This is a genomic window from Sedimentitalea todarodis (genome assembly GCF_032595355.1).
In the GTDB taxonomy this organism is placed as follows: domain Bacteria; phylum Pseudomonadota; class Alphaproteobacteria; order Rhodobacterales; family Rhodobacteraceae; genus Sedimentitalea; species Sedimentitalea todarodis.
This window is the reverse complement of record NZ_JASMWN010000004.1, coordinates 253,897-273,254: the sequence shown is the minus strand read 5'-3', so window position 1 is coordinate 273,254 and position 19,358 is coordinate 253,897. Positions and strand designations below refer to the sequence as shown.

The window sequence follows — 19,358 nt, the reverse complement described above, 5'->3', positions numbered from 1 at the left end:
GCTCCGCTCCGGTTGCCAGCGGCGATGCGATCACCGGCGAAGGCACACAGATGTTCTCGTCCGGCTCCGCTCCGGTTGCCAGCGGCGATGCGATCACCGGCGAAGGCACACAGATGTTCTCCTCCGGCTCCGCTCCGGTTGCCAGTGGCGATGCGATCACCGGCGAAGACACACAGATGTTCTCGTCCGGCTCCGCTCCGGTTGCCAGTGGCGATGCGATCACCGGCGAAGGCACACAGATGTTCTCGTCCGGCTCGGCGCCTGTCGCCAGCGGCGATGCGATCACCGGCGAAGGCACACAGATGTTCTCCTCTGGCTCCGCACCTGTCGCCAGCAGCAATGCGTCGCTGGGTGAGCGGACCGAAATGTTCTCGTCGGGCAGCTAAGCCTGATCTGATCGTCTGAAGTTGGAAGCGGGGCGTTCAGAGTGACGCCATTTGAAAAGGGGAATCCCAATGTCGAATGTCATTCATCTGAACGTTCCGTCCCAGCGTCAAAGCGGTGCAGCACGGCGCGCCGCCCTGATCGCCAGTTTCGCGCAGTATCGCCGTTTTGGGGATGATGTATTCTGGCTCAAGGAAAATGCCGAGCTTTTGAACATCCTGGAATGCACGGGGCTGAACCTGAACGAACAGGCGTTGACCCCGCACCAGGGCTTTTATGACCAGGTCGAAAAGCGTCTGGGGTTCTTTCCACAATACTACCGATTTCTTCTGTCGATCTGTCTGGATCTCGAAGACCTGGGTTTGCCGGGGAACAAGGCCGAAGCGTTGGCCAATTGGGTCGCGCAAGAGGGGCTTGCCGAGGCTGAACTCTCTGACCTGCAAAGGCTCGAGGCCCGTCGGCTGATGGTGCGGCGGGGTATCGATCCGCTTCCCGGTGACGCCGGACTCGAAGATCGTGTGCGCAGTTTCATTGATCGCTCCGAAACCTTTGCGATGCCCAACAAGAAAGCTGCCTACGAGCTGACCCATATTGTCTTTTACCTGAGCGAATACGGCCGGCGCGATCCCCATCTGTCCTCTGCGGCGATCACGTCGCTCGAGTTTGCAGGCATCCTTGCCTACCTGGATCAGAACGCCGATCTGCTTGCCGAAATCTGCGTGGCCTTGCGGTATGCGGGAAAGGGTCCGTCGCAAATCTGGGAAAGCTGGCTTGAGCGGGAAACCCATCGTTTCAGCGTGGAAACCGGCCCGCATGTGGGGACTGCGGACAACTACCATGACTATTTTGTCTGTAACTGGCTGATGGCAGTGTCCGGCCGGGATGCGTTTCACAAGGAAACCGCCGATGATCGGATGGCTTTCTACCGCGCCGAGCCATATGCCGGGCCATTGCGCGAAATGTCCGAATGCATGTTTCGTCTCGAAGACGCCCGCAGTGCGGATTGGAACAGCATGCGCGCCCATGTCGAAGGCTCTCTGACCGAAATCGGCCACGACATTCTTTGCGAGGCGCAGCAAAGCAGCGACAAGTTCGAGGATTTCTTTGCCGGGTTCGCGCGCACTGGCCTGCGCGGCGTGGCGCTGTGAGGGCAGCCGCATTCGGGGCGGCTCTGGTCGTCATCTACACCGCCCTGATCTCATCCGCAGATGCGATCACCAAACTGATCGCGGGCGGCTATGCGGCACCTCAGCTGTTCTGCCTGTCGGGGTTGATCGTCGTTGCGCTGTGCGCACTTGCGGACCGGCACCGTTCACAACAACGGGGATTCCGCACCCACTGTCCCCGCGCGATGGCGCTTCGGGCCGGGGCCACCGTCCTGGCCGCCGTGTCGTTCTTTTACGCATTTCGCCATCTTCCCTTTGCCGAGGTTTTTCTGTTCATCGGTTTGATGCCGATTCTCGCCGGTTTGATGTCGGGGCTGATCCTTGGGGAGCATGTGCGCCCGGCAGCATGGGCGGCACTGGTTGCGGGCTTTGTGGGCGTGATGTGCCTGTTTCCGACGGGGTTGGGATCGGTCACGGTGGGGCACGGGTTTGCCCTGGCCGCCGCGGTTTTCGGCACACTTTCAATGATCATGGCCCGATTCATCGGGCGCTACGAATCCAACAGCCTGGCGCAGGTGTTCTATCCTAACCTTGCGATCTTTGGCGTGATGGCGCTGGCCTTGCCTTTTGTCTGGCAACCCATGCCCTTGTCCGATCTGGGCCTTATCGTCGCTTATGCGGCGCTGTTGTTTGGCGCGCGCTGGTTGCTTGTCGTGGCGCTGCGTCTGCTGGCGGCCTATGCGGTGACGCCGTTGATGAACCTGCAGTTCGTCTGGATGGTCGGTTTGGGGGCCGCGTTCTTCGGTGAATTCCCGGCACCCGGCACGTATCTGGGCGTTGCAATCGTTATCGGCAGCGGCTTGTTTCTGGTCTGGGATCAGTTCGTGCCAGCCACGACACGACCGGCAGTACCGAGCATGCCATTGCGAATAAATGGGATAAAGACTGACCTCTAGTGATTTGTTTTACATTGAAAATGATGTACCACAGCCACATGACGCCGTGGCGTTCGGATTGTCGATCACAAAGCGCGCGCCGATCAGCTCTTCGGTGAAATCGATCACCGCGTTTTCGAGAAACGGCAGCGATACGGTGTCCACGACAACCTTCTGACCCTGACCTTCCAGAATCAGATCATCCTCGGCCGGGACATCCAGGGCGATTTCATATTGAAACCCCGAGCATCCGCCGCCTTCGACGGCCACGCGCAGGGCCTGACCCTGATCCCAGGCACCGATCTCGGCAAGCCGGGCAAACGCACGGTCCGTGACTTTGGGGGGCAGGTTCATCGTTGCTTACTCCGCAGCGGTTTCAATGGGCGTCCTCCTAACATATAGAAATCCCAAGGACAGGCGACAAGGACAACCGAAAATGCATGCGCCCTATGCCTCGGATCCGTCGGACAGCAGGGGACGGCTGGTGACGGAAGAGGAGAGCTGCTTTCGGTCGTGTTTTCAACGCGACCGGGACAGGATCATTCACGCCAGCGCCTTTCGGCGGCTGAAGCACAAGACACAGGTTTTTGTGGAGCATGAGGGAGATTATTATCGTACCCGACTGACCCACTCGATCGAGGTCGCCCAGGTGGCCCGTACAATTTCCGGAACACTTGGGCTCAATGCGGAGCTGACCGAAGCGGTGGCGCTTGCCCACGATCTCGGCCACACGCCTTTCGGCCATACGGGCGAAGACGCGCTGCATGCTTTGATGCAGCCCTATGGCGGGTTTGATCACAATGCGCAGGCGATCCGCATCGTAACCAACCTTGAGCGCCACTATGCGGATTTTGACGGCCTGAACCTGACCTGGGAAACCCTTGAAGGGATTGCCAAGCACAATGGCCCGGTGCCAATGCCGATCCCCTGGGCGCTGGAAGGTTACAACCGGCGCCATGATCTGGAACTTGGCACCTATGCCAGCGCCGAGGCGCAGGTGGCCGCCATCGCCGATGACGTGGCCTATAACCATCACGATTTGCACGATGGCTTGCGCGCCGAGTTGTTTTCCACGGATGAACTGGCCGAGCTTCCGATTCTCGCGGAGAATTTCGCCGAGGTCGATCGCCGGTATCCGGGGCTGAACTATTATCGCCGCCGGCACGAGGCGCTGCGCCGTTTCTTTGGTGTGCTGGTCGAGGATGTCATTACGGTGGCGCGCGACCGGCTGGCCGCGCTGAACCCGCAAAGTGCTTCGGACGTGCGGCATGCAGGGCAGACAATTGTTCAGTTCTCGGATGGGATGTTCGCTGAGCTCAAGGTCATCCGGGCATTCCTGTTCGAGCGCATGTACCGCGCGCCGAGCGTCGTCGTCATGCGGGCGGAGGTAACGGATGTCGTAACTGATCTGTTCCCGTATTTCATGGCGCATCCGGATCAGTTGCCAAAGCAATGGCGCAAGGATGTTGAGGAGGCCCAGGGTGAAACCGCGCTGGCCCGGATCGTGTCGGATTATATCTCCGGAATGACCGACCGTTTCGCGCTGCAGGAACATGCGCGGCTGTGCCAGCCCGATGACCGGACCGACCGGCGTCCGCCTCTCTAGCGTACCTGAACCGTGTGCAGTGCCGCCCCCGCGTCAATTGAGGGATGAAGGCGACCCGGGATACCGGAAAGTCGTGAAGGGCCGGAGAAGCGGAGCATTGACCGTCCCGGCGCGCATGATACACCGCGCCAAAGCCCTGAGGATCCCGAGATGAATCTGTTTGCCGATATTCGCACGCTTGTACTGCACAGCCTTGATGCCATGGTGGCGGAGGGCGCGTTGCCGGATGGTCTGGATTTCACGAATGTCGCGGTCGAACCTCCACGGGATCCGGCGCATGGGGATATGGCGACCAACGCCGCCATGGTGCTTGCCAAACCCGCCCGGATGAAACCCCGCGATATCGCCCAGATGCTTGCGGGCAAGCTGGTCGCGGATATCCGTGTCCAATCCGCAGACGTGGCAGGGCCGGGGTTTCTGAACCTGCGCCTCGCCCCGGCGGTCTGGCAGGGGGTAATTGGTGAGGTCCTGCAAACCGGTACGGATTTTGGCCGTTCGGAGATGGGGCAGGGCCGAAAGGTCAATGTCGAGTTTGTCAGCGCCAACCCCACCGGTCCGCTGCATGTTGGTCATACGCGCGGCGCGGTGTTTGGCGATGCGCTCGCCAGCCTGCTGCAGTTTGCCGGCCATGATGTCACGCGCGAATACTATATCAACGACGGCGGGGCGCAGGTCGATGTGCTCGCGCGGTCCGTCTACCTGCGCTATCTCGAAGCACTGGGGCAGGAGGTCGCATTCGAGGACGGCACCTATCCCGGCGACTATCTGATCCCGGTGGGCGAGGAACTGGCGGCGGAAAAAGGCGATATCTGGGTCGATCAACCCGAGAGCGTCTGGCTCGAAACACTGCGCGATCATGCGACCGATGCGATGATGAAGCTCATTCGTGCCGATCTTGCGTCGTTGGGCATCGAAATGGACGTGTTCTTTTCCGAGAAATCCCTTTACGGCACCGGACGGATCGAAGCCGCGATCGAGGACTTGCGGGGCAAGGGGCTGATCTATCGCGGTGTGTTGGAACCCCCCAAGGGCAAGACGCCCGAAGACTGGGAGCCGCGCGAGCAGACGCTGTTCAAATCAACCGATCACGGCGACGACGTCGACCGCCCGATCATGAAGTCGGATGGCGGCTGGACTTATTTCGCGCCGGACATCGCCTATCATTATGACAAGGTTTCCAGAGGGTTCGACGCACTTATTGATGTGTTCGGGGCCGATCATGGCGGCTATGTCAAGCGGATGAAGGCGGCGGTTTCTGCGCTGTCTGGTGGCACCGTGCCGCTGGATATCAAGCTCGCGCAGCTCGTGCGTCTCTTCAAGGACGGCGAGCCGTTCAAGATGTCCAAGCGCGCCGGCAATTTCGTGACGCTGCGCGATGTGGTGGATCGGGTCGGGGCGGATGTGACACGCTTTGTCATGCTGACGCGCAAGAATGATGCACCGCTGGATTTTGATTTTGACAAGGTGCTGGAACAATCGCGCGAAAACCCGGTGTTTTATGTACAATATGCGCATGCCCGTGTGATGAGCGTGATGCGGCGGGCGGCAGAGGCCGGGATCGCGACCGATGGCTCTGCGCTGACGGGTGCTGACCTGACAGTGCTGGACCACGAAGCTGAACTGAACGTCGCCAAGAAGCTGGCGGAATGGCCGCGTCTGGTCGAAATCGCGGCCCGCACGAACGAGCCGCATCGCATCGCGTTCTACCTCTATGAACTCGCCGGTGACTTCCATGCGCTGTGGAACCGGGGCAACGAATTGACCGACTTGCGGTTCATTCAAGAGGGCGATTTCGCCACCAGCCAGTCAAAAATGGCGCTTGCCCGTGCCGTTTCCGTTGTTATTTCCGCAGGTCTTGGTATTCTCGGCGTTACACCGGCGCAGGAGATGCGATAACAATTTCGCCCGAAACGCCGGTCCGAGGCAGCAACGAGAACCCATCGCACCACATTATCGGTGCACAAGGGCAGTGAGGCGGACATGGCAGAACTCTATTCCACGCATGACGTGGGTGAACAGGATTCCTCTGGTGATCAAGGCGGGGCGCCCTTTGGTGCGGCGCTGAACGTGCTGGGCGCAGCGGCGTCCCTGGCACTGATCGCGGGGATCGGCATGTGGGGATATCAACTGGTCATGCGCGACGTCAGCGGTGTTCCGGTTGTGCGCGCGGTCGAAGGGCCAATGAGGGTGCAGCCGGATAACCCGGGTGGCCTGCCTGCCGACCATCAGGGGCTGGCGGTAAATGCGGTGGCAGCACAGGGCACGGCCGAGGCTCCGGCAGACCGGCTCATTCTTGCACCGCGACCGGTTGACCTAGCCGACGAGGATCAGCCCGCAAAACCCGGCGAAGAGATCATGGCCGAGAAACCGGAAACCACCGAAAGGGCGCCCGATCCCGGCACTGTCAGTTCAATGGTCGACCGCCTGCTTGCGGGTGTCCTGTCTGGCTCTGACGAGCAGGCGGACACCACGGTTGTCAAAGCTTCGGCACGGGTAGAGCAGCCGGCCGACGTCGCCTCGGCGCAGGCGGCAATTGCCAGCGACGATGCAAATGCGACGCCTGCGGATGTGACCGGCCCGGGTCCGGCCCGGTCGTTGCGCCCGAAACCCCGCCCGATCCGTGCGTCGGGCGAGAGGGCGGTTGTGACGCCGGTTGCGCTGAAACCGGGGCTGGATGTTGATCCTGACAGCCTGCCGGTCGGAACCCGGCTTGCGCAGCTTGGTGCCTTTGAAAGTGCTGACCTTGCGCGGCAGGAATGGGACAGGCTCGCCAGCACGTTCAGCGATTACATGAACGGCAAATCGCGCGTCGTGCAGAAGGCCAACAGTGGCGGGCGCACGTTCTATCGCCTGCGGGCGATGGGTTTTGACGATCTGGCCGAGGCACGGCGCTTTTGTTCTGTTCTGGTTGCGGAAAAGGCAGACTGCATCCCGGTTGTCACCAGATGAGTTTCGGCGCGACGATCCTTGATGCTGACGGTCTCCGGCTGAGTGCGGACGAAAAGGCGTTCTTTCGCGAGGTGAACCCGTTCGGTTTCATCCTGTTTGCCCGCAATCTCGAAACACCCGACCAGATCCGCGCGCTCTGTGCCGACTTTCGCGAGGCCGTCGGGCGTGAAGCGCCGATTACCATCGATCAGGAAGGCGGGCGCGTGCAACGTCTTCGCCCGCCTTTGGCACGCCAATGGCTGCCGCCTCTCGAACATGTCGCCAACGCCGGCGACGGAGCCGAACGGGCGATGTACCTGCGCTATCGGCTGATCGCGCATGAATTGCGCGCGTTGGGGATCGACAGCAATTGCGCGCCGATGGTCGATGTGGCGGGGCCGCAGACCCATCCGTTCCTGATGAATAGATGTTATGGCGAAGAGCCTGACCGCATCGCGCAAATTGGTCGCGCCGCTGCCGACGGGATGCTGGCGGGCGGAGTCTTGCCTGTGGTCAAGCACATTCCGGGCCATGGCCGCGCGACGCAGGACAGCCACTTTGACCTGCCGCATGTGTCGGTGAATGCCGAAGCACTGGACGACACCGATTTTGCACCGTTTCGAGCGCTCAACGACCTGCCGATGGGGATGACGGCGCATCTGGTATATGACGCGTTCGATGAGCAACCGGCCACGATTTCGCTCCGGATGATGGCGGTAATCCGCGAACAAATCGGGTTTGACGGGCTGATCATGACCGATGACATCTCGATGAAGGCGCTGTCCGGATCGTTGACCGACCTTTCGCGCGCGGCCATCGCGGCGGGGTGTGATGTCATCCTGCACTGCAACGGGACGATCGCGGAACGGGCAGAGGTGGCAGACGCGGCAGGAGAAATGACCGCTGCCGCCCAGACGCGTGCCGAGGCCGCGCTGGCCGCCCGGCGTGACCCGGCGGAACTTGACATTCCGGCCTGCGAAGCCGACCTTCACCGCTTGATGAGCGGAAAGGTCTATGGCTGAGACTCCCTTTCAGGAAGACACGATGTCGGTGGCCGAACGCGTGGCCGCCGAGGCGCTGATTGTCGATGTCGATGGCTTTGAAGGCCCGCTGGACGTGCTGCTGACCCTGTCGCGGACGCAAAAGGTCGACCTGCGCAAGATCTCGGTCTTGCAACTGGCGCGGCAATACCTGGGCTTTGTCGAAAAGGCCAAGGCCCTGCGGCTCGAACTTGCCGCTGACTATCTGGTGATGGCGGCCTGGCTGGCGTTCCTGAAATCGCGGTTGTTGCTGCCGCCCGATCCCACCGAAGAGGGGCCATCCGGCGAAGAGCTTGCGGCGCATCTGGCCTTTCAACTCGAACGACTTCAGGCGATGCGCGATGCGGCGGCGCGCCTGATGGGGCGGGATCGGTTGGGGCGTGATTTCTTTGCCCGTGGCCAGGCCGAGGACGTGACCCGGATCAAGACGGTGACCTATACCGCAACCTTGCTTGACCTGATGCAGGGCTATGCCCGCATCCGCACCCGGGATGAATTTCGCCCCTTTGTCATGGATCGGGAGTCGGTCTTTACCATGGAACAGGCGCTGGACCGGATGCGGCCCCTGATCGGCTTTGCGGGGACATGGACAGACCTTACGACCTATATGCCCGAGGGATGGGATGGCGACCCAATGCGCCGCCGCTCGGCCACGGCGTCGACTTTTGCCGCATCGCTTGAACTGGTAAAGGAGGGGCATCTGGAAATTCGGCAATCGGAATGCTTTTCCCCGATACAGTTGCGCAGGAAAGATGAAGGCTCGTGACCCAGGAAAGTGCAGCAGATACCCCGTCAGAGAGCCTGTTTCAGGCGCCGCCGATGGGTGAGCAGGAACGCATGGTCGAGGCGGTGCTGTTCGCCAGCGCGGAACCGGTGACAGTGCGCGATCTCGAGGCGCGGATGCCGCACGGTTGCGACGCGGCAGAGGCGCTGGCACGTCTGCGCAAACGCTATGAAGGGCGCGGCGTGCAAGTGCTCAAGGTGGGCGACGCTTGGGCGATCCGAACCGCTCCCGATCTCGGGTTTCTCATGCAGAAGGAAACCGTGGAAACCCGCAAACTCAGCCGCGCGGCCATCGAAACTCTGGCGATCATCGCCTATCATCAACCGGTGACACGGGCCGAGATCGAGGAAATCCGGGGCGTATCGGTATCGCGCGGCACAGTGGATCAGTTGCTGGAAATGGAGTGGATTCGGTTCGGGCGGCGCAAGATGACACCCGGGCGACCGGTGACATTTGTTGTCACGCCCGAGTTTCTTGATCATTTCGGCCTGGAGAGCGCGCGCGATCTTCCCGGGCTCAAGGAACTGCGATCTGCGGGCCTTCTGGAAAGCCGATTGCCGCTGAGCGCGCTTCCCACGATGGGCGACGGAGGCGACGACGAAGATGAGATCAGCGCGGGACAGCCGGAATTGTTTGAAGATTGATACTATCTACACGCTGAAATTGACGAAATCCGGCATATGTATGTGCAAACAAGTTAGGGATTCGGCATGAACATGAATCAGGTTATCAACATGGTGGTGCGCATCCTGATGCGAAAGGCCATTCACAAGGGGGTCAACGCCGGTATTGGTGCTGCCTCGGATTTCTCCCGCCGACGTACCGCATCCAAGGACGGCGAGGCGCAGGCGCAACAGAACGCGGGCAATCAGCCTAATATGACCGAGCAGCAACGCCAGGCCAAACGCGCCGTGCAGATGGCAAGCCGCACCTCACGTATCACCAAACTGTAAGAGAGCTGTGCAGGCGTCTTCAGGAGCGGAAGTGCTTGGACAGCTTGAGCCCCTGACCTTGGTAATTCGAAGAAATTCCCGCACCGTAAAGCTGTGTTGGCACCTCTGCCATCCGTTCATAGACCAGCTTGCCGACGATCTGACCATGTTCCAAAACGAACGGCGCTTCGTGGCAGCGTACCTCCAACACCCCGCGTGAACCTGCGCCGCCCGCCGGTGCATAGCCAAAGCCGGGGTCGAAAAAGCCCGCGTAATGCACCCGGAACTCTCCGACCATGGCAAGATAAGGCGCCATCTCGGCGGCACAATGCGGCGGGATCGAAATCGCCTCGCGGCTCACCAGAATATAGAATGCGCCGGGATCGAGAATGATCCAGCCCGTGTCGGTGCGCACTGGCTCCCAGAAATCGTCCGGGGCGTAGTGGTTCAGCCGGGCGAGATCGATCACCCCGGTATGGGGCTTGGCCCGATAGCCGACCAGCGTTCCGGTCTCGGGCCGCAGATCGACGGAAAAGCCAAGCCCATCCGAAATCACCGCCTCTCCGGACACGATGGGCGTGGCCGCATGGATGTCGCGCAGGTCGTCATCGTCAATCACCGTCTTGCCGGTGCGAAAGATGATCTGGTTCAGCATCTGGCCAGTGCGGGCGATGACGGAAAAGCTCTGAGGGCAGATTTCAACATAAAGCTGGCCGTGATACCCTGGCGCGACCCGATCAAATTCAAGGCCGCGATCGGTGATGATGCGGGTCAGCAAGTCAAGACGCCCGATGGATGATTTTGCGCTGGCAGCGCCCGACATATTGGCGGGCAGGGCGAGGCTCTCCATGAGCGGCACGACATAGACGCAGCCCTTTTCCAGCACCGCGCCACCGCTCAGGTCGATCTCATGCATGGTGAAATCCGCCATCCGCTCGCGCACGGTGCGTCCGGGTCCGGCGAGAAACGAGGCGCGGACACGATAGGCGACGTTGCCGAGGCGCAGATCAAGGCTGGCAGGTTGGATCTGCCCGGATGCAATGGGCATCGTGGCGGAAATCGCCCCACTCTCCAGCATCGCGGTGATCTGCTGATTCGGACTTACGCCTGTCATCTTGTTCCCCATGGCGATCGGGGGGGAAATCGTCGGTATGATTTGGTCGGGCTAGCAGGACTCGAACCTGCGACCTTCCGTCCCCCAGACGGACGCGCTACCAGGCTGCGCCATAGCCCGACGATGGGCCGTTCATACCGGTTTTCAGACCGGGAGCAAGAGGGAATCACCGGAATTGTCCTATGCCGCGCCGGACACTTTTTCCAGCCACTCATCCAATGCCCGGACCAAGGGTTTCGCAGCGCTCACCTGCTCCGCACGAAGGGAGCCGAACTTTACCAGATCGACCAGAAGCCCCGGTTTGTAGGGGATTTCGTCTTCGTCAGGCGGATCTGGCGCATCCACGACAAGGGCAGCCGGTTCCGCAGGTCGGGCAGGGGCCTCAGTTGGCGTGGCGGGGGCAGTCACCTCCGCCGGTGTCTCAACCGGGTCTTCGTTGGCGGCGGTGGTCGCTGCTGTCGGAGCCGCTTGCTCAACTGCCTGCCGGTGTGTGAACGCAGGCAAAGGCAGTTGTTCCTGATCGTTTGCGCCATCGTCGTCTGGTGCGATTTCGGGCTCGGGCGAGACCGTTGGCACAACCTCGTTTGCAACTTCGGCCGGCGAGACTGGCTGATCTGCGGTTGTTACAGGGGCCTCGGAAACCTGATCTTCGCGGTGCTGCATCGCCGCGCCGTCGTCGGCAGCGCTTTCCGTTAGCGGGGCAGACAGGGCAGAAACATGATTAACGCCCTGTTCACGCAGAATTTTCTGAACGCCTTTGATTGTCAGCCCGTCTTCGTACAGCAATTGCTTGATACCTCCCAGCAATTGCATGTCCGCTGGCCGGTAGTACCGACGCCCACCGGCGCGCTTTACCGGTTTTACCTGGCTGAACTTGCTTTCCCAAAAACGCAGGACATGGGCCTGGATGCCCAGCCAATCCGCCACTTCGCTGATTGTGCGAAATGCGTCAGGCGACTTGGTCATACGTGCGACTCCGGATCAGGAATTCTTGTTGCCAGCTGCAACCCGGTCTTTCATCAGATGCGATGGGCGAAAGGTCAGGACGCGGCGGGGTTGAATCGGGACTTCTTCTCCGGTCTTGGGGTTTCGTCCGATACGGGCAGACTTGTCGCGTACGCTGAAGGTGCCGAAAGAGGAAATCTTGACCTGCTCTCCGCGCACCAGTGCATCGGACATATGCTCGAGCATGCTTTCAACAAGCTGGGCACTTTCGTTTCTCGAAAGACCGACTTCTCGGAAAACAGCTTCGCTCAGGTCCATCCGCGTCAATGTCTTTTCGCCCATCGTTACCCCCTAATGTTGAACCGCAGCATAGGGCCGACCCAAATTCGCTGTCAATATCAATGATTTGCAAGCGCAGAGATAAGCGTGATTGCGCGGAGCACTACCAGCGCAGAACCACGGCGCCCCAAGCCAGTCCGCCGCCAATCGCCTCGGTCACGATCAAATCGCCCGGTTTGATCTGGCCACGTTGCTTAGCGACCGACAAGGCGAGCGGAATCGATGCAGCCGACGTGTTGCCATGATCCTGCACCGTGACGACCACGCGGTCCATATCAAGGCCCATCTTGCGCGCGGTGCCCTGTATGATCCGGATATTGGCCTGATGCGGCACGATCCAATCCACGTCTTCCGATGTCAGCCCGGCCTTTTCCAGAGCCGTCTCCGCAGTCGATGCCAGTTTCTCGACAGCGTGGCGGAAGACCTGGTTGCCCTGCATTCGCAAATGCCCGGTGCTCTGGGTCGAAACGCCGCCGTCCACGTAGAGCAAATCCTTGAACTGTCCGTCAGAATGCAAATCGGTTGCCAGAATTCCGCTGTCGGCCGCTGTGCCGTCGCCTTCGCGCGCTTCGAGAACAAGCGCACCGGCACCGTCTCCGAACAGGACGCAGGTCGCCCTGTCGGTCCAGTCCATGATCCGGCTGAAGGTTTCCGCGCCAATGACCAGCACCCGCCGCGCCTGACCCGACAGGATGATCGCATTTGCCGTGCTCAGCGCATAGACAAAGCCGGCACAGACCGCCTGAATGTCAAACGCAAATCCATGCGTCATGCCAAGCTCTGATTGAACCATGGTCGCGGCGGACGGGAAGGTCAGGTCGGCGGTCGAGGTTGCGACGATGATTGCATCCACATCGGCGGTGGTGATCCCTGCGTCCTGCAAGGCGGCCTCGGCGGCCCTGGCGGCCAGATTAGACGTGGTTTCACCTTCGGCAGCGAAATGTCGTTGCTGAATGCCGGATCGCGACTGAATCCATTCATCAGTGGTATCCAGTGTCGCTTCGAATTCTGAGTTTGGGACCACACGTTCCGGCAGATAGTGCCCGATCCCGATGGCAACTGCTCGAAGTGTCATGCCTGACCTTTTTCTTCTTCTTGTTGTTCCGCCGTGTCATCGGGCGGTTCCGGTGCATCTTGGGCAAGCTCTACGGTGGATGCAACCCGAGCGGCCAGTTTTTCCGAGAAACCGGTCTTTGCAAGCTGGAACGCCAGTTTGACCGCGGCCGATACACCGGTGGCATCGGCGCTGCCATGCGATTTGATCACCGTGCCATTCAAACCCAAGAAGACACCGCCGTTGACGCGACGGGGATCGATTCGCTTTTTCAGCCGCCCCATCGACGTGATCGCAAGTACCGATGCCAACCTGGACAGGAACGAATACTTGAACGCCTCGCGCAGCAATGAGGCGATCAGGCGGGCCGTGCCTTCTCCGGTCTTGATCGCGACGTTACCGGTGAACCCGTCGGTGACAATGACATCGGCAACCTTGCCGGGAATGTCACTGCCTTCGACAAAGCCGACAAACTCGAAATTGGCCTGCTCGGCAAAACCCGCGATCAGACCATGTGCGTCTTTCAATTCCGAGCGTCCCTTGTGCTCTTCGGTGCCGACATTCAGCAAACCGACACGGGGATGGCTCAGTTCCAGGCCATTGCGCGCATAGGACGCTCCCATCAGCGCATATTGCAACAGATCGCGCTCATCCGCGCGGATATCAGCGCCCGCATCCAGCATCAGGGTAAATCCCTGCGGATTGCGGGAGGGAAAGAGAATCGCAATGGCCGGGCGATTTACGCCCGGCAGCTTGCGGAGCCGAATGACGCTCAGCGCCATCAACGCCCCGGTGTTGCCGCAGGAAACAACGCCCGCCGCTTCGCCGTTGCTCATCGACTCCAGTGCCGACCACATGGACGTGCCCTTGCCATTGCGCATCACGTCCCGCGGCTTGTCTTTCATCGTCACGACGTCGGTCGTGTTCCGATACAAGACCCGGTCATTCAGGATCGTCCGCTTGGCAACAAGCTCGCGCAGCTCGGCTTCCGGGCCATGCAAGATGAACCCGATTTCCGGGTTCTTGTCTGCAGATTTCGCAATCCCTGCCACAACGGCCGCTGGACCGTTGTCTCCGCCCATGGCGTCAACCGAAATGATGATGCGGTCGGCTTGTGCCGGGTTCTGATCGGGCTGGGCCGTCATTCAGGGGCTGGCCTGTCCGACTTACGCGGCGTCTTCGTCCAGGTCGATCTCTTCGGTCAGCACGACAATTTCCTTGTCGTCATAATGACCGCAGGAGGCGCACACGTGGTGCGGACGCTTGAGTTCGCCACAATTGGGGCATTCGTTCGGGTTTGCAGCAACCAGTGCATCGTGCGCACGACGGTTATTGCGGCGCGATTTGGATACTTTGTTCTGTTGGACAGCCATGTCTCAACCTTTGTCTGATAGGGGCCAGCGGACGATCCGGGGCCGAGTTGCATTTCTTGTTTCGCGTATCGTTCTGACCGGCGTGACGTGCGTTTAGGCCGCGGCCCGTGCGATGTCCAACCTTAAATCCAGTGAGCGCGCGAAAATACTGCGATTTTCTGCAGGTGCAAGCAATTTTTCCACAGGCCCGACAGGATTGGAGTGTCGTTGGCCGCTAGCTATCCTTTTTCAGCGTGTCGCGCAACTGCGCGAGGCCGGCGAAGGGGCGTGCATCGTCGTCAGTCATGGGTTTGATTCCCTTTCCCGCAAAACTCGATTTTTCCGGTTCAACCCCATCCTTGCGCGGATAGAGCGGGAGCGCCAGCGTCAGGGCTTCGGCCATCACGGCACCAGGGTCGATCACGCTGCCCAATCTTTCAACATTGTCATCCTCGGGCATCTCCACCTCTTCATCCGCGATGTCTGGCAGATCTGCGGCATAAAAACGCCGCACATCCACATCGATGCGGGTTGTCACCGGCTCCAGCGTGACGACGCAGGGCTGTACCACCGTCGCGCCGAGCTTGCCGGTCAGCTCCCAGTCGCGACGCCCCTGAGCGCTGACCTGTCCGGCAAAGCGCAGCTTGCGCAAACCGCTCAGACCAAGTTCGTCAGCCAGGGCCTTCTGGGTGTCGGGGCCGGGGCGCAGTTCAAACGCGGTTGGTGCATTCTGCGGCAGGTCAGCGACCCGCAGGGCGGTTTTGTCTGGCATCGTGGGACTTTCGTTTCTTGAACCATCCGTCCGGTTTCTGTAATCGGGATAAAAGGCGTACCACGCCAAGGCAAGAGGGCAGCCATGATCGGCACAGCATCGCGTATCAGACCGGCATTGCGCACGGCGGTCATTCTGGCCGTCGGTTTGGCGATCGCCGGATGCACAGCGATCTATCGCAATCACGGCTATGTGCCGACCGAAGAAGACCTGGCCAAGGTCACCGTCGGGGTTGATACCCGCGATACCGTCGCCGAGGCGGTCGGGGTGCCGTCCGTTTCCGGTGTGCTGAACGATAGCGGCTACTATTATGTGAGTTCGCGCCTGCGCCACTATGGTGCGCTGCAGCCAAAGGTCGTCGAGCGTCAATTGGTGGCGATCAGTTTTAGCCAGTCCGGGGTCGTGCAGAACATCGAACGGTTCGGCCTGGAAGACGGCCGGGTGATCGCCCTGAATCGTCGGGTTACCGAATCCAGCGTCAACGACAAGACTCTGCTGCGTCAGCTTCTCGGCAATATCGGCAACCTCGGTCCGGGCAGCGTCGTGAGCGAATAATCCAGCAGGCCTTTTTTGCATTCTGGCTTGATCCTGTGACATTGCAGACCTACGATTCGTCTGGTTGCCATACGAGTATGTCATGCTTGAGCAGAACTCTTTTCCGACCCAAGGCCGGTATCATGTGCGCCAGGCACGGACCGGTGACGACATCGCCACAGCAAGAGCTCTGCGACAACGTGGGTTTGCGCTCGCCGCACCGGACGCCGACATCTTTGATGAGACCTGTCTGCATATGCTGGTTCAGGACTGTCAGACCGGCACGGTCGTGTGTTGCTTTCGGCTATGCGTGCTGCGCGGCCCTGCAGATATCGACCGCAGCTATTGCGCCCAATTCTATGATTTCGGGCATCTGTTGAGCGAGGTCGGTCCGCTGGTCGAGATGGGACGCTTCTGCGTCGAGCCAGGTTTGCGCGATGCGGACATTCTGCGGACGGCTTGGGGGGCGTTGACGCGCCTTGTTGATGACGTCGGGGCGCGTATGCTGATCGGCTGTAGTTCGTTCGCGGGGACGGATCCGGAGCCCTACAGAGGTGCATTCGCCGAACTTGCCGCGCGCCACCTTGCGCCAAAGTCATGGAATCTGATGACAACAGCGCTGCGCACGATCCCCTATGTTCAAAATCATGAGCAGGGCCATGACGAGGCCCGCGCCCAGGTGCAGATGCCGCCGCTCTTGCGCAGCTATCTGGCTATGGGGGGAAAGGTCAGTGACCACGCCGTGATCGACCAACACATGGATACGTTGCATGTGTTCACCGGGCTTGAAATCAGTGCCATTCCCGAGAGCCGCAAACGGTTGCTGCGTGCACTGGTGCGATAGCTCGCGCCGATGATCCACGAAACATGCATCCGGCACGTTGACGCTTCGGGCAAGGCGGTTTAGCTGGCAGCCATGGCGCGTATACCCCTGCTTCAGCTTTCCGGCATTTCCCTCGGCTTTGGCGGGGATCCGGTGTTCGCACAACTTGATCTGGTGATCCAGCCCGGCGACCGACTGGCGTTGGTCGGGCGCAATGGATCCGGGAAATCCACGTTGATGAAGGTGATGGCGGGCCTCGTCGAGGCCGATGCGGGCTCGGTCGTTGTCACCCCGGGATCGTCTGTGGGGTACATGGAACAGCACCCGGACATGGCGGGCTTTGCAACCTTGGGCGACTATGCCGCCAGCGGGCTGGACCCGGGCGAGATGTATCGGGTCGAGCGCGCCGGCGAGGGGTTGAAGTTTGATCCCGATCGTCCGGTGGCGACCGCGTCAGGTGGTGAGAGACGGCGCGCGGCGCTGGCCAAACTGATGGGGGAAGCGCCTGATCTGATGCTGCTGGACGAACCAACCAACCATCTGGACATCGAGGCAATCCAGTGGCTCGAACGGGAACTGTCCGCGACCCGCGCCGCCTATGTGATGATCAGCCACGACCGCGCCTTTTTGCGCGCCCTGTCGCGCGCAACCCTCTGGATCGACCGGGGAGTCGTGCGCAGACAGGACAAGGGCTTTGACGCGTTCGAGGCATGGCGCGATACCCTGTGGGAAGAAGAGGACATGCAGCGGCACAAGCTGAACCGGCTGATCAAGTCCGAGGCCCGTTGGGCGGTCGAAGGGATCAGCGCCCGGCGCAAGCGCAACCAGGGCCGCGTTCGTGCGTTGCAAGACCTGCGGGCCGAACGCGCCAGCCAGATCCGGCGCCAGGGCACAGCCGATCTTGCGCTGTCGTCGGGCGGGAAATCCGGCAAGAAGGTGATTGACGCCGAGGGGATTTCCAAAGCCTTCGGCGATACCGAAATCGTGCGGAACTTTACACTCAACGTGCAACGTGGCGACCGGATCGCGTTTGTCGGCCCGAACGGTGTTGGCAAGACGACGCTTCTCAAGATGCTGCTTGGAGAAATCGCGCCTGATTCGGGTCAGGTCAGACTCGGCACCAACCTTGAGGTTGCGGTGTTCGACCAGGCCCGCGCCCAGCTTGATCCGGACATGACTCTTTGGGACAGCCTGACCGGCGATGCCGACATGCGTGTATCAGGCCGGGCCGATCAGGTGATGGTGCGCGGGGCACCACGGCATGTGGTGGGGTATCTCAAGGATTTCCTGTTTGACGAGGCGCAGGCCCGCGCGCCGGTTCGGTCGCTGTCTGGCGGCGAAAAAGCGCGGCTGCTGTTGGCGCGGCTGATGGCGCGGCAGAGCAATCTGCTGGTCATGGATGAGCCGACAAACGATCTGGATGTGGAAACGCTCGACCTTTTGCAGGAATTGCTGGACGACTATGACGGCACGGTGCTGCTGGTCAGTCACGACCGCGATTTTCTGGATCGGGTCGCAACCGCCACGGTGGCGATGGAGGGCGATGGGCGCGCGACGCTCTATGCGGGCGGGTGGAGCGATTACATGTCGCAACGCGGCAGCAGGCCCGAATCAACCGAGAGCAAATCCAAGCCCGCCAAAGCCAAAGCGCAGAAGCCTGCGTCTTCCAAATCCGGTCTGTCCTTTACCGAAAAGCACCGGTTGGAGGCGTTGCCCGGTGAAATCGAACGCCTCGAAGCCGAAATCGCCAAGCTGGAACACCTGATGACCGACCCCGAGCTATATGCCCGCGAGCCAGCCAAGTTTCGAAAGGCCACCGAGGCGCTTGTTGCACGGCAGAGCAAGCTCGCCGCGTCAGAAGAGGAGTGGCTGCATCTGGAAGAGAAGGCAGGCGGCTAACGCATCCGCAATGCGCCGTCGATGCGGATCACCTCGCCGTTGAGGTATCCCATCTCGACGATGAACCCGGCAAGCCGCCCATACTCCGACGGATCACCCAGACGCGGCGGGTTGGGCACATCGGCGGCCAGCTGGTTCTGAACGTCCTCGGGCAGGCCCGCCAGCATCGGCGTCATGAAAATGCCGGGTGCGATGGTCATCACCCGAATACCTGTGCTTGCCAGATCGCGTGCCATCGGCAGGGTCAAACCCACGACACCGCCCTTTGAGGCAGCATAGGCGGTCTGGCCTTTCTGCCCATCAAACGCGGCGACCGAGGCGGTGTTGATGATCACGCCGCGCGCGCCATCGGGCTCGGGCGCGTTTCTGGCCATTTCGACGGCGGCGAGCCGCGAGACGTTGAATGTACCGACGAGATTGATGTCAAGCGTGCGTTTGAATGCGTCCAGCGGGTGCGGGCCGTCCTTGCCGACAGTCTTGATACCAAGAGCGATTCCGGCGCAGCTGACGCAGGCGGTGATCTTGCCCATCTTGTCCTTCGCCAATGCGATTGCGGCAGCGACGGAGTCCTCGTTGGTCACATCGGTTTCGGCGAAATGCCCGCCGATCTCGGCGGCAACGGCGGTCCCGCGATCCGCGTCCCGATCCAGAATTGTCACCTGCGCGCCGTTTTCGGCAAAGTGGCGGGCAGTGGCCTCGCCAAGGCCGGATGCGCCGCCGGTGATGACTGCGGCTGTGGTGGACAGTTTCATGGGTGGCTCCCCCTCATTTGAACATGTGTTCAGTTAACCGTTGGGCACAGGGCATGTCC

General features: G+C 60.9%; 22 protein-coding genes and 1 tRNA gene. 13 read left to right on the top strand and 10 right to left on the bottom strand.

The window, feature by feature from the left end; all coding sequences use genetic code 11:
* From QO231_RS08160 to QO231_RS08150, 3 genes are all read left to right on the top strand, one after another.
* A partial coding sequence (locus QO231_RS08160) for a DUF6749 domain-containing protein (protein WP_316774996.1) occupies positions 1-386 on the top strand: 386 nt, incomplete at its 5' end.
* Between the two features lie 69 nt (positions 387-455).
* Positions 456-1,532 (top strand): DUF6902 family protein, encoded by a 1,077-nt coding sequence (locus tag QO231_RS08155; protein WP_316774995.1) that lies wholly within the window; start codon positions 456-458, stop codon positions 1,530-1,532.
* The gene (locus tag QO231_RS08150) at positions 1,529-2,446 is read left to right on the top strand and encodes a DMT family transporter (protein WP_316774993.1); all 918 of its coding nucleotides are present in this window, start codon (positions 1,529-1,531) and stop codon (positions 2,444-2,446) included. Before QO231_RS08155 ends, QO231_RS08150 begins: the two co-directional genes overlap by 4 nt.
* A gap of 9 nt (positions 2,447-2,455) precedes the next feature.
* Here the strand turns inward: QO231_RS08150 and QO231_RS08145 are convergent, their stop codons facing one another.
* Positions 2,456-2,779, bottom strand: a complete 324-nt coding sequence (locus QO231_RS08145) for a HesB/IscA family protein (RefSeq protein ID WP_316774991.1) — start codon at positions 2,777-2,779, stop codon at positions 2,456-2,458.
* A gap of 82 nt (positions 2,780-2,861) precedes the next feature.
* On the opposite strand from QO231_RS08145, the gene QO231_RS08140 reads away from it, so the two are divergent.
* From QO231_RS08140 to QO231_RS08110, 7 genes are all read left to right on the top strand, one after another.
* Positions 2,862-4,031 carry a deoxyguanosinetriphosphate triphosphohydrolase gene (locus QO231_RS08140; RefSeq protein WP_316774989.1) on the top strand — a complete coding sequence of 390 codons (1,170 nt, stop codon included), beginning with the start codon at positions 2,862-2,864 and terminating at the stop codon, positions 4,029-4,031.
* A 150-nt stretch (positions 4,032-4,181) separates the two neighbouring features.
* On the top strand, positions 4,182-5,927 hold the full coding sequence (gene argS / locus QO231_RS08135) for an arginine--tRNA ligase (RefSeq protein ID WP_316774987.1): 1,746 nt from the start codon (positions 4,182-4,184) through the stop codon (positions 5,925-5,927).
* 84 nt (positions 5,928-6,011) lie between these two features.
* The gene (locus QO231_RS08130; protein WP_316774986.1) at positions 6,012-6,980 is read left to right on the top strand and encodes an SPOR domain-containing protein; all 969 of its coding nucleotides are present in this window, start codon (positions 6,012-6,014) and stop codon (positions 6,978-6,980) included.
* Positions 6,977-7,981, top strand: coding sequence for a beta-N-acetylhexosaminidase (gene nagZ, locus QO231_RS08125; RefSeq protein WP_316774983.1), 1,005 nt, complete (start codon positions 6,977-6,979; stop codon positions 7,979-7,981). The genes QO231_RS08130 and nagZ overlap by 4 nt, the downstream gene beginning before the upstream one ends.
* Complete coding sequence (locus QO231_RS08120) at positions 7,974-8,765, top strand: segregation and condensation protein A (protein WP_316774981.1); 792 nt, start codon at positions 7,974-7,976, stop codon at positions 8,763-8,765. The genes nagZ and QO231_RS08120 overlap by 8 nt, the downstream gene beginning before the upstream one ends.
* 53 nt (positions 8,766-8,818) lie before the next feature.
* On the top strand, positions 8,819-9,427 hold the full coding sequence (gene scpB / locus QO231_RS08115) for an SMC-Scp complex subunit ScpB (protein WP_316775010.1): 609 nt from the start codon (positions 8,819-8,821) through the stop codon (positions 9,425-9,427).
* A 66-nt stretch (positions 9,428-9,493) separates the two neighbouring features.
* On the top strand, positions 9,494-9,736 hold the full coding sequence (locus tag QO231_RS08110; RefSeq protein ID WP_316774979.1) for a hypothetical protein: 243 nt from the start codon (positions 9,494-9,496) through the stop codon (positions 9,734-9,736).
* Positions 9,737-9,755: 19 nt separating this feature from the next.
* On the opposite strand, the gene QO231_RS08105 is transcribed toward QO231_RS08110, so the two are convergent.
* From QO231_RS08105 to QO231_RS08070, 8 genes are all read right to left on the bottom strand, one after another.
* Positions 9,756-10,829, bottom strand: coding sequence for a 2'-deoxycytidine 5'-triphosphate deaminase (locus QO231_RS08105; RefSeq protein WP_316774977.1), 1,074 nt, complete (start codon positions 10,827-10,829; stop codon positions 9,756-9,758).
* Between the two features lie 43 nt (positions 10,830-10,872).
* A tRNA-Pro gene (locus tag QO231_RS08100) sits at positions 10,873-10,949 on the bottom strand.
* A gap of 60 nt (positions 10,950-11,009) precedes the next feature.
* A complete protein-coding gene (locus QO231_RS08095; protein WP_316774975.1) occupies positions 11,010-11,795 on the bottom strand; it encodes a MerR family transcriptional regulator in 786 nt (261 codons plus the stop codon).
* Between the two features lie 15 nt (positions 11,796-11,810).
* Positions 11,811-12,116, bottom strand: coding sequence for an integration host factor subunit alpha (gene ihfA / locus QO231_RS08090; protein ID WP_316774974.1), 306 nt, complete (start codon positions 12,114-12,116; stop codon positions 11,811-11,813).
* Between the two features lie 100 nt (positions 12,117-12,216).
* Positions 12,217-13,188 carry a beta-ketoacyl-ACP synthase III gene (locus tag QO231_RS08085; protein WP_316774972.1) on the bottom strand — a complete coding sequence of 324 codons (972 nt, stop codon included), beginning with the start codon at positions 13,186-13,188 and terminating at the stop codon, positions 12,217-12,219.
* Entirely contained in the window at positions 13,185-14,312 is a 1,128-nt protein-coding gene (gene plsX / locus QO231_RS08080; protein WP_316774970.1) for a phosphate acyltransferase PlsX, read from the bottom strand. The genes QO231_RS08085 and plsX overlap by 4 nt, the downstream gene beginning before the upstream one ends.
* A gap of 21 nt (positions 14,313-14,333) precedes the next feature.
* Complete coding sequence (gene rpmF, locus QO231_RS08075) at positions 14,334-14,540, bottom strand: 50S ribosomal protein L32 (RefSeq protein WP_316774968.1); 207 nt, start codon at positions 14,538-14,540, stop codon at positions 14,334-14,336.
* Positions 14,541-14,754: 214 nt separating this feature from the next.
* Positions 14,755-15,291: a YceD family protein gene (locus QO231_RS08070; RefSeq protein ID WP_316774967.1), complete on the bottom strand. Its 537-nt coding sequence runs from the start codon at positions 15,289-15,291 to the stop codon at positions 14,755-14,757.
* 84 nt (positions 15,292-15,375) lie between these two features.
* Here QO231_RS08070 and QO231_RS08065 point away from each other — a divergent pair, with 84 nt between their 5' ends.
* From QO231_RS08065 to QO231_RS08055, 3 genes are all read left to right on the top strand, one after another.
* A complete protein-coding gene (locus QO231_RS08065; RefSeq protein ID WP_316774966.1) occupies positions 15,376-15,846 on the top strand; it encodes an outer membrane protein assembly factor BamE in 471 nt (156 codons plus the stop codon).
* Positions 15,847-15,928: 82 nt separating this feature from the next.
* On the top strand, positions 15,929-16,669 hold the full coding sequence (locus tag QO231_RS08060) for a GNAT family N-acetyltransferase (protein WP_316774964.1): 741 nt from the start codon (positions 15,929-15,931) through the stop codon (positions 16,667-16,669).
* Between the two features lie 72 nt (positions 16,670-16,741).
* The gene (locus tag QO231_RS08055) at positions 16,742-18,547 is read left to right on the top strand and encodes an ABC-F family ATP-binding cassette domain-containing protein (protein WP_316774962.1); all 1,806 of its coding nucleotides are present in this window, start codon (positions 16,742-16,744) and stop codon (positions 18,545-18,547) included.
* Here QO231_RS08055 and QO231_RS08050 read toward each other — a convergent pair.
* Positions 18,544-19,299, bottom strand: a complete 756-nt coding sequence (locus tag QO231_RS08050) for a 3-hydroxyacyl-CoA dehydrogenase (protein WP_316774960.1) — start codon at positions 19,297-19,299, stop codon at positions 18,544-18,546. The two genes, QO231_RS08055 and QO231_RS08050, sit on opposite strands and share 4 nt — an antisense overlap.
* Positions 19,300-19,358 lie beyond the last annotated feature (59 nt).

Bases quoted from the DNA above. Each gene is read 5' to 3' on its own strand.
- QO231_RS08120 (WP_316774981.1), top strand. From the start codon at position 7,974: ATGGCTGAGACTCCCTTTCAGGAAGACACGATGTCGGTGGCCGAACGC.
- QO231_RS08095 (WP_316774975.1), bottom strand. From the start codon at position 11,795: ATGACCAAGTCGCCTGACGCATTTCGCACAATCAGCGAAGTGGCGGAT.
- QO231_RS08140 (WP_316774989.1), top strand. From the start codon at position 2,862: ATGCATGCGCCCTATGCCTCGGATCCGTCGGACAGCAGGGGACGGCTG.
- ihfA (WP_316774974.1), bottom strand. From the start codon at position 12,116: ATGGGCGAAAAGACATTGACGCGGATGGACCTGAGCGAAGCTGTTTTC.
- QO231_RS08110 (WP_316774979.1), top strand. From the start codon at position 9,494: ATGAACATGAATCAGGTTATCAACATGGTGGTGCGCATCCTGATGCGA.
- rpmF (WP_316774968.1), bottom strand. From the start codon at position 14,540: ATGGCTGTCCAACAGAACAAAGTATCCAAATCGCGCCGCAATAACCGT.
- QO231_RS08055 (WP_316774962.1), top strand. From the start codon at position 16,742: ATGGCGCGTATACCCCTGCTTCAGCTTTCCGGCATTTCCCTCGGCTTT.
- QO231_RS08070 (WP_316774967.1), bottom strand. From the start codon at position 15,291: ATGCCAGACAAAACCGCCCTGCGGGTCGCTGACCTGCCGCAGAATGCA.
- QO231_RS08155 (WP_316774995.1), top strand. From the start codon at position 456: ATGTCGAATGTCATTCATCTGAACGTTCCGTCCCAGCGTCAAAGCGGT.
- QO231_RS08065 (WP_316774966.1), top strand. From the start codon at position 15,376: ATGATCGGCACAGCATCGCGTATCAGACCGGCATTGCGCACGGCGGTC.
- argS (WP_316774987.1), top strand. From the start codon at position 4,182: ATGAATCTGTTTGCCGATATTCGCACGCTTGTACTGCACAGCCTTGAT.
- QO231_RS08130 (WP_316774986.1), top strand. From the start codon at position 6,012: ATGGCAGAACTCTATTCCACGCATGACGTGGGTGAACAGGATTCCTCT.
- QO231_RS08060 (WP_316774964.1), top strand. From the start codon at position 15,929: ATGCTTGAGCAGAACTCTTTTCCGACCCAAGGCCGGTATCATGTGCGC.
- QO231_RS08050 (WP_316774960.1), bottom strand. From the start codon at position 19,299: ATGAAACTGTCCACCACAGCCGCAGTCATCACCGGCGGCGCATCCGGC.
- scpB (WP_316775010.1), top strand. From the start codon at position 8,819: ATGGGTGAGCAGGAACGCATGGTCGAGGCGGTGCTGTTCGCCAGCGCG.
- QO231_RS08145 (WP_316774991.1), bottom strand. From the start codon at position 2,779: ATGAACCTGCCCCCCAAAGTCACGGACCGTGCGTTTGCCCGGCTTGCC.
- plsX (WP_316774970.1), bottom strand. From the start codon at position 14,312: ATGACGGCCCAGCCCGATCAGAACCCGGCACAAGCCGACCGCATCATC.
- QO231_RS08105 (WP_316774977.1), bottom strand. From the start codon at position 10,829: ATGACAGGCGTAAGTCCGAATCAGCAGATCACCGCGATGCTGGAGAGT.
- QO231_RS08085 (WP_316774972.1), bottom strand. From the start codon at position 13,188: ATGACACTTCGAGCAGTTGCCATCGGGATCGGGCACTATCTGCCGGAA.
- nagZ (WP_316774983.1), top strand. From the start codon at position 6,977: ATGAGTTTCGGCGCGACGATCCTTGATGCTGACGGTCTCCGGCTGAGT.